We start from the raw sequence: 13,898 nt of genomic DNA on the forward strand, positions 1-13,898 counted from the left end.
GGCAACCACCGGACCCGAGCCGCGCACCCGAGGGTGCCGGGAGGTGACGCAGCGTTGAACACCGTGCTGAACATGCCGCGCTTCCTGCTGGACGACGCGCGCGCCATGCGCGACCCCTACCCGGTCTACCGCCGCCTGCGCGAGTACGGTCCGGTCTGCCGGGGCGGTCCGGGGCAGTGGGTGTTCCCGCGGCACGAGGAGGTCTCCGCACTGCTGCGCGACCCCCGGCTCGGCCGGGAGTTCCCCGAGGAGTACCAGGCGGTGTCGGTGGGCGAGGGGCCGGCCAACGACTACCTGCGGCGCATCGTCGTCGACCGCGACCCGCCCGGCCACACCCGGCTGCGCCGGCTGCTCGTCAAGTCGCTCAGTCCGGCGATGGTGCGCGGGCTGCGCGAGCCCATCGCCCGGCTCGTCGACGGCTTGCTGGACCGGTTCGCCGACGAGCGCCGCTTCGACCTCGTCGCCGACCTGGCCGTGCCCGTGCCGATGACGGTGATGAGCGAGCTGCTGGACATCCCCCGCCCCGACCGGGCCGACATCGCCCGCCTCTCCACCTCGCTCGCCCAGGCCTTCGCGGTGTTCATCCCGCCGGAGAAGCAGCGCGAGGCGCATGGGGCCGTGGTCGAGCTGCGCGACTACATGGCCCAGCTGGTCCGTGAGCGCAGGCGCCGGCCCGGTGAGGACCTGCTGTCGCGGATGCTTGCCGCGGTCAAGGACGGCGAGGAACCGCTGACCGACGAGGAGATCATCGACAACGCGCTGTTCGTCTACTATTCGGGCTTCGAGACGACCACCAACGCCATCGCCACCGGCGGCGACCTCCTCGTGCGGCAGCCGCACACCCAGAGGCAGTTGCGGGAGGCCCCGGGCCTCGTCGGCAGCGCGCTGGAGGAGTTCATGCGCTACGACGCGCCCATCCACGCCACTACCCGGATGGCCCTGGAGCCGATCGAGATCGCGGGTCTGACGGTCCGCAAAGGACGCGTGGTGGTGCTGCTGCTCGCCTCCGCGAACCACGACGAGCGGGTGTTCCGCGACCCGGAACGGGCCGACTTGACGAGGTCGCCCAACCCGCACCTGAGTTTCGGCGGGGGAGTGCACCACTGCCTCGGCGCGGCGCTGGCCAGGGTGGAAGGGGCGGTGGTCTTCGAGCGGCTGGTCGCCCGGTTCGCGGACATCGAGTCGGCGGGCGAGGGCGAGTGGGAGCCCAGCGCGGGCGGCTTCCGCTTCCCCTACTGGGCCCACCGCAGCGTGCCGGTGGCGGTGCGGCCCGTCTGAGCCCGGTGGGGCAGGGAGCCCGCCGGCGCGGCGATCGCGGTCACCACGAGACCCGCACCGGCGGCCCATCGTCCGCGCAGGGACGGGAAGCCGGTGGCGGCCGGGGCGAAGACGGAGTCCGTCCGGCGGGCCCGGCGAGCACCGCCCGAGACCGGCCGCACCGCGAACGTGCCCCGCCCACGGCCGGGTTCGAGGACGACCTCGGCGTCGTCGAAACCCAGCCAGCACCCCATCGCGGGATACCAGACCTTGTAGTACGCCTCCTTGGCGCTGAAGAGGACCCGGCACCACGGCACGTCGGGCCAGGTCGCGCCCAGCTCGGCGAGATGGGCCCGCTCGGCCGCCGAGGTCACCTGCGCCAGCACCCGGGAGGGCAGCGGCGCGCACGGCTCGGCGTCGATGCCCACACCGCCGGCGTCCCGGGAACGTGCCACCGCCGCCGCCCGGTAACCCCGGCAGTGCGTCATGGAGCCGACCGTCCCGGCCGGCCACCGGGGCGCCCCGTCGGTGCCGCGCACCAGTGCGGCGGGCGGGACGCCCAGTTCGGTCAGACAGGCGCGCGCCACCCGCCGGACGGTGGTGTACTCCGCGCGGCGCGCGGGCAGCACATCGGCCACCTGCCGCCGTTCCGCCTCGTAGAGCGCGGGGCCGGTCAGCTCCCAGGTGCTCTCCAGGGCCGCCGCGTACGCGGGCAGCAGCGTCCGGATCACACCGGGGACGGCTGTCGTGCGGGCGGTGCCGAAGGCTCCCGTCGTACGGGCCGTACAGGGGTGCTCCGCCTCACCGGCCGCGCCGGAGAACTCCGTCCCACGGGTCAACGGGATGCCGCCGTCGCCCGCAGCGCCACCTTGTCGATCTTGCCGACCGGAGTGCGCGGCAGCACCGGCAGCTCGCGCACCTCGTCGGGCAGCTTGAACGCGGCCAGTCCCTTGCCCGCCAGGTACCGCTTGATCTCCATCAGCGAGGGTGTCTGCCCGGCCCCGCCGCTCGGGACCACGAACGCGAGGACGCCCTCGCCGAGTTCAGCGTCCGGCCGGGCCACCACCGCGGCGTCGTCGATGGCCTCGTGGCCGCGCAGGTGTCCCTCGATCTCGTCGGCCGACACCTTCTCGCCGCCCCGGTTGATCACGTCCTTGGCGCGGCCCACGATCACCAGGTTGCCCTCAGGGGTGAGCCTGGCCAGGTCACCGGTGCGGAAGAAGCCGTCGGGGGTGAACGAGGTGCGGTTCGCCTCCGGTGCGTTCCAGTAGCCGTTGATCGTGTACGGGCCGCGGGTGACCAGCTCGCCCACAGCGCCCGTCGGAACCTCGCGCAACTGCTCGTCGACGAGGCGCAGTTCGTCGAACTCCGACAGCGGGCGGCCCTCGGTTCCGTGCACCACTTCTTCCGGGTCGTCCAGGCGCGTGTACGTCAGCAGGCCCTCGCCGATGCCGAACCAGTTCGTGATGCGGCAGCCGAGCGCCGACTGCGCGCGCCCGGCGGCCTGCTCGTCGAACTTGGAACTGCCCACCTGGAGGACGACCCCCTTCATGTCCACCGGCCGTTTCGCGGCGACCTTCGACCACAGCGCCGCGAGGGCGGGCACCACGGTGGTGTGGGTGACGCCCTCCCGCTCGATCAGCGGGAACACCTCGTCGGGGGAGGGGCTCGCGGCCAGGACCGCCGTGCCGCCCACCAGCAGTGCGCCGAGCACTCCGGGGCATCCCAGGGCGGCGTTGTGCGCCGCCGGGTTGGCCGCCAGGTACACGCTCTCCGCGCCGAACTCCAGGGCCTGTGCGCAGGCGGCGATGTTGAAGAGGTAGTCGTCGTGCGTCCGCGGTATCAGCTTGGGCTTGCCGGTGCTGCCGCCGCTGAGCAGCAGGAACGCCACGCCCGAGGGATCGACCTCGGGCAGCGGCCCGCCGCCGGCGCCCTGGGCGCGGACCCGGGACAACGGGGTGAGGTCCTCGCTGTCGCCCGCCACGATCACCGTGCGGACGCCGGGCAGGGACGCGGCGTGCCGGGCGAGGGTGCGGTAGTCGAATCCCTGGAACCGGCCGGTGGTCACGTAACCGACCGCGCCGGAAGCCTCGATCAGGTGCCGTACCTCGCTCTCCCGGTGTCCCGGCAGCGCGAACACCGGGATGACGCCGGCCCGGAACAGTCCCACCGTGACGGTGAGGAACTCCACGACGTTCGGCAGCTGGACCATGACCCGGTCCCCGGGGTTCACGCCCCGGGCCAGCAGTCCGCGCGCGATGTCGTCGGCCTCGGCGCGCACCTCGCCGTGCGTGATGCGGCGTGTGCGGTCCACGGCCGCGGTTCGGCCGGGGAAGGCCAGTGCCGTCTCCGTCAGCGCGTTGCCCAGCGGCACTCCCCGCCAGATCCCGGCGGCCCGGTAGCGGGCGGCGTCCTCGTCGCTCCACGGCGTGAACTCATCCATGGCAGCCAGTGTTCCGGCCCGCCGCGCCGCGCCGGCCGGGACGAACAGAGCCGTGAAAGAGACGAAGGGCGCCACCGCGATCGCTCCTATCGTCACCAGCGTCGCCGACGAGATCCCGGCCCCCGGGACGCCCCGCCTAGGAGTGATGGATGAGTCGCCCCCGTACGCTGAACTGGCTCGACGCACCTCGCGACGACAGCGGTGTGGAGATGTTCGACGAGGCATCGCACACCTACCGGCCCTACACCGAACTCGCCGACGCCGCGCTCCGGATCGCGGGCGGGCTGATCGCGCGGGGCGTGCCCCGCGGGGCGGTGGTGCCGTTGCTGTGCTCGACCGGCCCCGACCTCGTCGCCGCCTTCTACGGGGTGCAGGCCGCCGGATGCGTGGTGAGCGTGCTGGCACCCCCCAACCGGATGTCGGGTGAGGCCGCCCGTGCCCACGTCCGCGCCGTCGTCGCCGCGGTGGACGCCGGCGCCGTGCTGGTCGACGCCGCCCACCACGACTACACCGTGGACGTCCTGGCCGAGACCGGGCCGGGTGCCCGGGTCCTGCTCCTGGAGGAGCTCGTCGCGGGCGATCCCGGCCGGCGGGACCCCGCCGATCAGGCTCTCGTCCAGTTCACCTCCGGCAGCTCGGGCCGCCCGCGCGGAGTGCGGATCAGCCACGCCGCACTCGACGCCAACACCGCCGCGATCCGTGCCTGGGAGCGGGCGGGGCGCGACGACTCCTGGTGTTCCTGGCTGCCGATGCACCACGACATGGGGCTCATCGGCTGCCTGGTGGTGCCCGTCTCCGGCAACAACCGGCTGGCGGTGTGCAGGCCCGAGACCTTCCTGCGCCATCCGCTGTCGTACCTCACCCGTTTCGACGCCCACCGGGTCGAGCAGCCCGCCACGATCACCGCTACCCCGGCGTTCGGCCTGCAGCGCATCGTGGACAAGATCGGCCAGGCCGACCTGGAGGGCGCCGACTTCTCCGGCACCCGGGCGGTGATCGTCGGGGCCGAACGCATCGACCCCGCGCTGGTGGCCCGCTTCACGGAATTGATGCGCCCGCACGGCCTGTCCCCGCACACCCTCACCCCCGCCTACGGGCTGGCCGAGAGCACCCTCGCCGTCACCGGAGTGCCCGTCGAGGAGGTGCCGCGCGCCGTCCTCGTGCACCGGGACGAGCTGCGGGTCGGAGCGAAGGTGAGTGTCGCGGACGGACGCGCGGACCGGGCGACGATCCAGGTGATGAGCTGCGGCCGCGCACTGGACGGCCTGACGGTGCGGGTCGTCGGCGAGGACGGGGAGCCGCTGCCCGAGGGCCACGTCGGCGAACTCGCTGTCTCGGGCTCCTCGTTGGCCGAGGGTTACCTCGCGGACGGCTCCGCCGAGGGCACCGCCTTCGTGGACGGGTGGCTCCTCACCCGCGACGTCGCCTTCCAGCTGGCGGGTGAGTTCTACGTGCTGGGCAGGCTCGGCGACAGCGTCAAGGTCCACGCCCGCTCGCTCTTCGCCGAGGACGTGGAGCTGATGCTCGGCAGGGCCGGACTCAACCTGAGCAGGGTCTGCGTCGTGCTCGGCGAGGCGGACGGTCGCCCGCACGCCGTGGCCGTGCTGGAAGGACTCGACACCCGGGCCGCCGAGGTGGCGGAGGACGTGCTCGCCGCGGCCTGCCCCGGCACCCGCCGGCACGTGGCCCGGGTGCCCCGGGGCGCGATCCCCCGTACCAGCAGCGGCAAGAGCCGCCGCCGTCAGCTCTGGCAGCGCCTCAGCCAGGAGCGCGTCTTCGACGCGGTGTCCGCCGCGACCGACGGCCCCGCCTGACCGGCCCCCGCACGCCCCTGCCCGACCGGCCCCAGAACAGGAGACCACATGTCCTACTCCAGTGAAGAGGTGCGCGAGACCGTGCTCGCGATCATCGAGCAACTCGCCCCCGAGCGGGAGCGGTTCGAGGCGGGCACGGACATGCGTCTGGTCGAGGACCTGGGGTTCCACTCCCTGGCCCTGCTGGAGATGGCGTTCGCGATCGAGGACGACTTCGATCTGCCGCCGATCGACGAGCAGACCGGACGTGCCATCCGGACCACCGAACAGGTCGTCGGCTACGTCCTGAGCCAGGTCGAGGTCCGGACGCCGTCGTGATCGCCCCCCACTCACCCGAGCACGACGACGTCACGAAGGAATGAAGGAGCTACGATGACCGAGGCGATCTTCCTCTCGGGCCTCACCAAGCGATTCGGCGAGCAGACCGCGCTCGACCGGGTGTCGCTGCGGATACCGGCCGGCACCGTGGTGGGCCTGCTCGGCCCCAACGGAGCGGGCAAGACCACCCTCATCAACTGCCTGACCACGCTGCTGCAGCCCGACGGCGGCACCATCCGCGTCCTGGGCCACGACTCCGCCGCCGACCCGTCCCTGGTGCGCGCCAACATCGCCGTCACCGGGCAGTTCGCCGCCCTCGATGAACAGATCAGCCCGCGCGAGAACCTGGTGTTCTTCGGCCGGCTCCTCGGCCTCGGCAGGGGCGAGGCCCAGCAGCGGGCGGGGGAGATGCTGGAGCGGTTCGAGCTGGGCGAAGCGGCGTACACCCCCGTCGGGTACCTCTCCGGCGGCATGCGCCGCCGCCTCGACCTCGCGGTGAGCCTAGTGGTCCCGCGGCCGGTGCTGGTGCTGGACGAACCGACCACCGGCCTTGATCCGCGCAGCCGCAAACTCCTGTGGGACATGGTCAGGGCCGAGGCCGCACGGGGGGTCGCCGTCCTGCTCACCACGCAGTACCTGGAGGAGGCCGACCAGCTCGCCGAGCGCATCGTCGTCATCGACAAGGGCCGGGTCCTCGCGGACGGCTCCTCGGACGAGCTCAAGCTCGACGTGGGCGGCCTCATGTGCCGCCTCACCCTGACCGACGCCGCCGGCACCGCGGCGGCCCGCCGGGCCCTCGACGACCTCCCCGGCGTGACGGCCGAGGGCGACAAGGTCGCCGTGCCCGTGGCACGCCCCGAGGACGTCGGCGCGGTGCTCAGCCGGCTGGACGGCAAGGGACTGCGGGTCGCCGACATCGAGGTCACCAAGCCGACGCTCGACGAGGTCTTCTTCGCCCTCACCGAGCCGATGGAGAAGGAGGCCGCCCGATGAGCACCACACCCGGCGTCGTGGCGGCGCCCGGCGCCCCGGCGCCCCCGGGCCGCCCGGCCGGCTGGCAGCACGACTTCCAGGTCCTCTTCGACCGGTTGCGGGGACGTTCGTTCTCCCGGGGCGGCCTGGTGGCCACCGTGGCGCAGCCGCTGCTCTTCTTCGGCATCTTCTACTGCACCTTCGCCGGAATGCTGGACGAGCGGGGCATCGAGTTCGGCCGCTTCGTCACTCCCACCGTCCTGGTCCAGGCCCTGATGTTCGTGGCCATCGGGAGCGCCACCGACCTGGCCGCCGACCGTTCCAGCGGCGTCTTCTCCCGCCTGCTGACCAGCCCGGTCGACATGCGCGCGATGAGCCTGGCGCATCTGGCCGTGGTGGCGCTGCAAGGTCTCCTGTCCAGTGTCGCCATCGTGCTCGCCGGGCATCTGGCGGGCTTCCGCTTCGACCACGGAGTGCTCGCCGCACTGGGCTTCGTGCTGTTCGCCGCGGCGTTCACCGTGGCCCTGTCGCTGGCCACGGCCACCATAGCGCTGCGCCTGCGCAACCTGGAGGCGCTCAGCGCGGTGCTCCACCTGCCGTACCTGCCGCTGCTGGTGCTCTCCACCGGCTTCGTCGAGGCGGACCTCTTCCCCGGCTGGCTCCAGCCGGCCGTCACGGCCTCCCCGGTGTCCGGAGTGATCGACGCGCTGCGCGCCCTGTCGACCGCCGAACTCACCTGGGGCGCGACCCTGCCCGGCCTCGCGTGGGTGGTGGGTCTCCTCGCCCTCTTCTCCTGGACCACGACCGTCGCCTTCAGGAAGGTGGCCATCCGATGACCGTGCAGCCGCCGGAGACGGCGGCACCGCCGGTGCCGCCGTCCTCCTCGCCCGACCCGGCCACCCTGGCCGGAGCCTCCGTCGTCATCGCCGGACGGGTGCTCCGCCAGTTCGTCCGGAACCGGATGATGATCATCGTCACCGTCGCCTTCCCGCTGCTTCAGCTCTTCATGCTGCTGGCCGCCTTCAGCGTGCTGGTGAGCGACACCCAGGACGTCGACTACGTGCGGCGCCTCGCCCCGCTGATCGTGCTCACCACGGCGTTCTCCTCGGTTCTCACCACGGCGATCGCCCTGTGGAGCGACATCCGCAGCGGGGTGTTCAACCGGCTGCGGGCGATGCCGCTGGACATGCGGGCGTACGTCCTCGGGCGGATCGGCGGCGACTTCGTACGGATCATGGGGGTGGCCGTCCTGGTCACGCTCGTCGCCCACACGGTCGGCTTCCGGTTCTCCCGGGGGCCGCTGGCGGTGCTCGGCTTCTTCGGGATCGTGGCGCTGTTCGGGATGATGTGCAGCGCGCTGGCCGTCGCCGTCGCCCTCGTCGCCCAGCACCCCGGCGTCATCGTGCGCTACGTCCAGATGCCCACGCTGGTGCTGACGCTGATGTCCAGCGGTTACGTACCGCTGGAGGCGTTCCCGGGCTGGATCCGGCCGGCGGTGAGCGTCAACCCGGTCTCGCTGGCGGCCGACGCACTGGCCGGACTCTCCCACCAGGGCGCGCTGACCGCACCGGTGCTCGGGACGGCCGCCTGGACCGTGGGCGTCACGGTGGTGTGCACGGCCGTCGCCACGCGCCGTTTCGCGATGCTCGTGAAGCGCGGCTGACCGTGGCGGACATCGTCGTACTGGGCGGGGGAGTGGCCGGTCTCGGGCTCGCGGTCTTCGCCGCCCGCCGCGGACACCGGGTGACGCTCGTCGAACGGGACGGCCCGCCCCCCGAGGGCGGGGCCCACATTGAGGTGGCCGACTGGGAGCGGCGCGGCGTGCCGCACGCCCGTCAGGGGCACGCCCTGCTGGGGCTGGGCATCGGGGTGCTGCGCGAGGAGTGCCCCGAGGCGCTGGCGGAGCTGACCGGCCGCGGTGCGGTCGCCGTGCCCCTGGAGACGGGCGGGGACGACCTCGGCCTGCTCAGCCGCCGGCTGGTCTTCGAGGCCGCGCTGCGCCGCCGTGCCGCTGCCGACCCCTCGGTCACGCTGCTGCACGACAGGGTCACCGGCCTGCTGAGCGCCGGAACGCCGCACGGTGTTCCCCATGTGCACGGGGTACGCCTCGCGGGGGGCGGCGACCTGGTCGCCGACGTGGTGCTGGACGCCACGGGCCGCAGGTCCTCGGTGGCCGCCTGGCTCACCGCGATCGGTGGCGCCCCGCCCCGGGAGACGGTCCAGTCGTGCGGATTCTCCTATATCGCCCAGGAGTTCGCGCTGGACGCGGGCGGTCGGTTCCCGTCGTTACGGGCCCCGGTGGTGCACGAACTCGACTTCGCCACCGTGCTGGCCTTCCCCGGCGACAACGGCCGCTTCCACCTGTCGACCGCCATCTCCTCCCACGACCCCGTACGGACCCGGCTGCTGGACCGCCCGGTCTACCTGCGGTTCCTGGCCAGCGTGGCCCGGGCGCGCGACTGGCTCGACGGAGCGACGCCGGTCGGCGGCCCGATGCCGATGGCCGGTCTGGAGAACCGCCGCCGGTCACTGGTCGCGGACGGAGCCCCGCTGGTCACCGGTTACGCGATGGTGGGCGACGCCTGCGTACAGACCAACCCCACCTTCGGACGCGGCGTGTCCCTCGCCCTGGCACACGCCAGGACCGTCGCCGACCGACTCGGCCGCCTCGACCAGGACCCGGCGCGCTGGGCCGTGGAAACTCACGAGGCCACCGAACAGTGCCTGGGGCTGTGGTTCGAGCAGCAGGTCGCCACCGACGCCGCCCGGCTCGCCGAACTCGCGGGTGGAGCGCACGACGACTCGCTGACCGCCCGCGTCCTCACCGCCCTCGCCGTCCTGCGCGAGGAGGACGCGCACGTGCGTGTCGCCGCCGAACGCGTCTACCACATGCTGCTCACCCCGGCCGAGCTGATGCGGGACCGCAAGGTGGCCCGCAGGGTGCTCGCGTTCCTGCGCGAGCACCCCGATCTCCGGCGCGAGCACGTCGGACCCAACCGTCAGGACTTCGAGCGCCTGGTCACCGGCTGAGCGCCCACAGAAGGGAACACCATGAAAGTCACCCTGCCCACGGACGTCACGCTGAGCTACGACATCTACGGCCCGGAGGACGGTCCCGTGGTCGTGCTCGTGCCCGGACAGCACCAGGCTTCCTTGTTCGAGACCATGCAGGTGCCGCAGCTGACGAAGGCCGGGTACCGCGTCGTCACCTTCGACCTGCGCGGTGTCCACCCCTCCGAGGAGACCCCTCCGCCGTACACGGTGGAACTGCTCGGGCAGGACCTGGCCGCACTCAACGAGGCGCTGGGGCTGGGCCCCTGTACCTACATCGGCTACTCGGTGGGCGCGATGATCCTGCTGGAACTGGCGATGAAACGCCCCGAGCTGATCGAGCGCGCCGCGCTCATCGGGGTCCCGTGGAAGCCCGGCAAGCTGCAGCAGGCCATTCAGGCCGAGGCGGTGGACCGGCTGAAGAACGGGCACAAGGTGCCGGCCCTGCTGGAGGGGACCTTCCGGGCGATGTACCTGTTCGGGCCGAGGGCGCTCAACCGCGACCAGTTCATCGCGCCCTACCTGGACGGGCTGGCGGGCCTCGCGGAGTCGGGCGGGCACGGCGCCATCGGGCACGCCGAGGCGAGCACCGCCTTCCGGCCCAGTGACGAGGAAGTGGCCGCGGTGCGGGTGCCGTTGCTCGTCGTGGGCATGGAACACGACATCGTCGCGCCTCGGCACCTGTCGCGGGAGCTGGCGGATCTGATCCCCACCGCCGAGTACACCGAGATACGCAATTGCGGGCACGCCTCCCTGCTGGAGAAGCCCACCGAGGTCAACGCGCTGGTCGCCGACTACCTGCGCTCGGGCAAGGTCGGTACCCCGCGCGGCTCGCGCCGGCTCTCCGAGGAGCGGACGGAGGAGAGCTGATCCTCCCGCGACGCGACGGCTCCCGGCCTCCGTGAGGCCGGGAGCCGTCGTCGTACCGCCTTACGGCCGGGCGGTGAGCCGGTACAGCCGGTGGAACGGGTGCCCCACGTCGATCACCCGGGTGTCCAGGCCGGCCTCGGCGGCGTACCCGCGCACGGTGTCCGGCCGCATCACCGTGCCCGTGGCCGCGCTCGGCGTCCGGCTCATCCCGACCGGCAGGCAGTGCAGCACGCTGACCGCGTAATGGAAGCGCTCGCTGTCCGGCGCCGACGGGGTGAAGCGCTCGCCGACGGAGGGCTCCATCAGCAGCACCGCACCCCCGGGCGCCATCAGCCGGCGGCAGGCCCGGAGCACGTCCACCGGCGCCGACATGTCGTGCAGGGCGTCGAACACGCACACCAGGGTGTGTCCTTCCGACCCGGGCCCTCCGGCCTCACCGGCGTCCCCGGCGCGGAAGCGGACCCGGTCGCTCAGACCCTCCGCGGGATCGGCGGCGGCGAGGTTCGCCTCGGCGTCCCTGATCGACGCCTCGTCCAGGTCGATCCCGTACACCTCGGCGTCGGGGAACATCCGGGCCAGCGCCAGCGTGGAGAGGCCGGAACCACACGCCACGTCGGCGATGCTGCTGCCCGGCACCCGCAGCCGGGCGTCGATGTCGGGCAGGTGGCGGCTGATCCAGCCGGGCAGGTGGTGCTCGAAGACACCGCGGTTCAGGCCCGCCTGCCCCCCGCGCAGGGCCTCGCCGTAGGCCGCGTACGGAAGGCCCCGGCGACCGCGGTAGGCGTCCACCAGCTGCGGCAGCACGGCCGCCATGCCGCCGATGGGCATCACGACCAGCGGGGCGATCCAGTTCGGGCTGCCGGCGTCGAGCAGCGCTTCCGCGTGGGCGGGCGGCAGCGCGAAACGCCGGGTCTCCGGCTGTGCGTCGGGTGCGTCGACGGTCAGCACACCGGCACAGGTCTGCTGTTCCAGCCACTCCCGGACCATCCGGGCGTCGAGGCCGCTCTCCTTCGCGACCTGTGCGGCCGTGGCGGGGCCGATGCGGCGCAGGGCTTCGTACAGGCCCAGTTCCAGCCCCAAGTAGCAGGTCATCAGTTCGGCCGCGGCGAGCCCGGCGCCGAAGAGCCGCACGGAGAACGCCTGCGTGGAGTCCGCCGCGGGCGTGGCCGGCTTGTCCCGCCCGGCGGGCGGCACGCCGGGTCCGGGAAGGGCGGAGGAGGGGGTGCGGAAGACGGGCGCCATGGCGGTCAGTGGTGGGCGAGGACGTTGACGACGTTGCCGTCGTGGTCCCGGTAGAAGAAGCGCCGTACGCCCCACTCCTCGTCCTCGGGTCCGTACAGGATCTCCAGGCCGGCGGCGCGGGCTCCCGCGAGTGCCGCGTCCAGGTCCTCCACCTCGAGGGAGGCCACCGGGTTCACCGGCCCGGTGGGGTCCTTGGTGATCAGGCTGACCTGCACGGAGTGGTCGGCCGGCGGAGCGAGGGTGACGATCCAGCCGTGATTCATGATCACTTCCATTCCGGTGACCCGGACGTGGGCTTGCACTGCGGAATCGAGCTCGCTCACCGTGAGCAGCGGCATCGCGCGGAGTACAGACATGTGCGCCAGCGTAACCAGCGCACCCCGCGGCCCCGGGGGCCTTTCCGCCCTCTTTCACCCCTGCGTCGCGGACCCTTCGGCCGCCGTACGTTCTCCTCGCATCGGCCTCCTTGCGCGCGAGGGCGCGCAGGCCGAACTCGCCACTGCCGAAGGAGGACTGACGTGGGACTCGTCACCGCGACCGGTACGGCCATCCCGGAATCCAGGCTCGCGGAGCTGGGTGAGGCGATCAGGGGCCGGATCATCACCGCGCAGGACGCCGACTATGACGAGCGCAAGCAGATCTGGAACGGCTACTTCCAGAAGAACCCCGGGGCGATCGTCCAGGTGGACGGCGCTTCCGACGTCGTCAGGGCCGTCAACTTCGCGCGGGAGAACGACATCGAGCTGGCCGTCAAGGGCGGCGGTCACTGCTTCGCCGGCACCGGCACCATCGAGGGCGGGCTGCTGCTCGACACCTCCCGCCTGCGCGGCATACGGGTCGACCCGGCCGAGCGCCGTCTGGTCGTCCAGCCCGGCCTGGAGCAGGGCGACGTCGACGCCGAGACCACCGGCTTCGGGCTCGCCGTCACCGGCTCCCAGGAGTCGTACATCGGCATCGGCGGCCTCACGCTGGGCGGTGGCCTCGGCTGGCTCGCCCGCTACCGGGGGCTGCTCGTGGACAACCTGGTCTCCGCTGACATCGTGCTCGCCAGCGGCGAGCTGGTGACCACCACCGCCCAGGACCACCCCGACCTGTTCTGGGCGATCCGGGGCGGCGGCGGCAACTACGGCGTGGCCACCCGCTTCGAGTTCAACCTGCACCCGCAGGGCGACTGCATGGCGGGGCTGCTCGCCTTCCCCATCGACCAGACGGTGGACGTGGCCCGGCGGCTCGACGAGTTCAACCGGACCGCCCCCGACGAGCTGACCACCTCCTTCGCCTTCCTCACCGCTCCGGGCGGCGCACCGGCGATCGGCCTGGGCTTCGTGCACGCGGCCCCCGACGACTCCACCGAGGACCTGATCGGCCGGATGCGCGGCCTCGGCACCGGCGCGCTCCTCGACCACTGCGGGTTGATGCCGTACGTGGCCGTGCAGCGGATGCTCGACGAGAACACCGTCGCCGGTCACCGGTACTACCCGCGTTCGTTCCTGCTGCCCGAACTGCGTGACGAGCCGCTGCGGATCCTCGCCGACGGGTTCGTCAACGCCCCGTCCGAACGGAGCCTGGTCGGCGGCGGCCTGATGGGCGGTGTCATGTCGAACGTACCGGCCTCCGAGACCCCCTTCCCGCACCGCGAGGGCTACCTGACCAGCATCCTCACCTCCTGGACCGATCCGGCCAAGGACGAGGAGGCCGTCGAGTGGACCGAGAAGGTGTACGCCGAACTCCTGCCCTACACCACCGGCGCGGTCTACGCCAACCACCTGGGCGCGGACTCCGCCGAGCGCATCGAGGACGCCTACGGCTCCAACTACGAGCGGCTGACCCGGATCAAGGCGGTCTACGACCCCGAGAACTTCTTCCACACGAACAACAACATCAAGCCGGCGAGCTGAGCCCGGCGGGCCCGCCCGCGGGGCGGGTGGGCC

At 72.6% G+C, this 13,898-nt stretch carries 13 protein-coding genes; 9 read left to right on the forward strand and 4 right to left on the reverse strand.

What is annotated here, in order from left to right; genetic code table 11:
- Window positions 1–63: 63 nt before the first annotated feature.
- Window positions 64–1,278 (forward strand): cytochrome P450, encoded by a 1,215-nt coding sequence (locus ACZ6A9_RS18210; protein ID WP_468987217.1) that lies wholly within the window; start codon window positions 64–66, stop codon window positions 1,276–1,278.
- Here ACZ6A9_RS18210 and ACZ6A9_RS18215 read toward each other — a convergent pair.
- Both ACZ6A9_RS18215 and ACZ6A9_RS18220 read right to left on the reverse strand, forming a co-directional pair.
- The gene (locus ACZ6A9_RS18215) at window positions 1,233–2,096 is read right to left on the reverse strand and encodes a 4'-phosphopantetheinyl transferase family protein (RefSeq protein ID WP_468986336.1); all 864 of its coding nucleotides are present in this window, start codon (window positions 2,094–2,096) and stop codon (window positions 1,233–1,235) included. The genes ACZ6A9_RS18210 and ACZ6A9_RS18215 overlap by 46 nt on opposite strands.
- A complete protein-coding gene (locus ACZ6A9_RS18220) occupies window positions 2,093–3,700 on the reverse strand; it encodes a (2,3-dihydroxybenzoyl)adenylate synthase (protein ID WP_468986340.1) in 1,608 nt (535 codons plus the stop codon). Before ACZ6A9_RS18220 ends, ACZ6A9_RS18215 begins: the two co-directional genes overlap by 4 nt.
- Window positions 3,701–3,849: 149 nt before the next feature.
- On the opposite strand from ACZ6A9_RS18220, the gene ACZ6A9_RS18225 reads away from it, so the two are divergent.
- From ACZ6A9_RS18225 to ACZ6A9_RS18255, 7 genes are read left to right on the forward strand one after another with little or no spacing between them, the layout of a single operon-like run.
- A complete protein-coding gene (locus tag ACZ6A9_RS18225) occupies window positions 3,850–5,514 on the forward strand; it encodes an AMP-binding protein (RefSeq protein ID WP_468986342.1) in 1,665 nt (554 codons plus the stop codon).
- 48 nt (window positions 5,515–5,562) lie between these two features.
- On the forward strand, window positions 5,563–5,832 hold the full coding sequence (locus tag ACZ6A9_RS18230; protein WP_468986345.1) for an acyl carrier protein: 270 nt from the start codon (window positions 5,563–5,565) through the stop codon (window positions 5,830–5,832).
- A 54-nt stretch (window positions 5,833–5,886) separates the two neighbouring features.
- Window positions 5,887–6,825 carry an ATP-binding cassette domain-containing protein gene (locus ACZ6A9_RS18235; protein WP_468986350.1) on the forward strand — a complete coding sequence of 313 codons (939 nt, stop codon included), beginning with the start codon at window positions 5,887–5,889 and terminating at the stop codon, window positions 6,823–6,825.
- Window positions 6,822–7,640: an ABC transporter permease gene (locus ACZ6A9_RS18240; RefSeq protein WP_468986352.1), complete on the forward strand. Its 819-nt coding sequence runs from the start codon at window positions 6,822–6,824 to the stop codon at window positions 7,638–7,640. The genes ACZ6A9_RS18235 and ACZ6A9_RS18240 overlap by 4 nt, the downstream gene beginning before the upstream one ends.
- Window positions 7,637–8,467 carry an ABC transporter permease gene (locus ACZ6A9_RS18245; protein WP_468986356.1) on the forward strand — a complete coding sequence of 277 codons (831 nt, stop codon included), beginning with the start codon at window positions 7,637–7,639 and terminating at the stop codon, window positions 8,465–8,467. The genes ACZ6A9_RS18240 and ACZ6A9_RS18245 overlap by 4 nt, the downstream gene beginning before the upstream one ends.
- Before the next feature lie 2 nt (window positions 8,468–8,469).
- On the forward strand, window positions 8,470–9,834 hold the full coding sequence (locus ACZ6A9_RS18250) for an NAD(P)/FAD-dependent oxidoreductase (RefSeq protein ID WP_468986358.1): 1,365 nt from the start codon (window positions 8,470–8,472) through the stop codon (window positions 9,832–9,834).
- A gap of 21 nt (window positions 9,835–9,855) precedes the next feature.
- A complete protein-coding gene (locus ACZ6A9_RS18255) occupies window positions 9,856–10,725 on the forward strand; it encodes an alpha/beta fold hydrolase (protein ID WP_468986361.1) in 870 nt (289 codons plus the stop codon).
- A 60-nt stretch (window positions 10,726–10,785) separates the two neighbouring features.
- Here the strand turns inward: ACZ6A9_RS18255 and ACZ6A9_RS18260 are convergent, their stop codons facing one another.
- Window positions 10,786–11,967 carry a class I SAM-dependent methyltransferase gene (locus tag ACZ6A9_RS18260; RefSeq protein ID WP_468986365.1) on the reverse strand — a complete coding sequence of 394 codons (1,182 nt, stop codon included), beginning with the start codon at window positions 11,965–11,967 and terminating at the stop codon, window positions 10,786–10,788.
- A gap of 5 nt (window positions 11,968–11,972) precedes the next feature.
- Window positions 11,973–12,323 carry a VOC family protein gene (locus ACZ6A9_RS18265; protein WP_468986371.1) on the reverse strand — a complete coding sequence of 117 codons (351 nt, stop codon included), beginning with the start codon at window positions 12,321–12,323 and terminating at the stop codon, window positions 11,973–11,975.
- 162 nt (window positions 12,324–12,485) lie between these two features.
- On the opposite strand from ACZ6A9_RS18265, the gene ACZ6A9_RS18270 reads away from it, so the two are divergent.
- Complete coding sequence (locus ACZ6A9_RS18270) at window positions 12,486–13,865, forward strand: FAD-binding oxidoreductase (protein WP_468986374.1); 1,380 nt, start codon at window positions 12,486–12,488, stop codon at window positions 13,863–13,865.
- Window positions 13,866–13,898: the final 33 nt, after the last annotated feature.

This window comes from Streptomyces sp. NPDC041124, assembly GCF_055592385.1.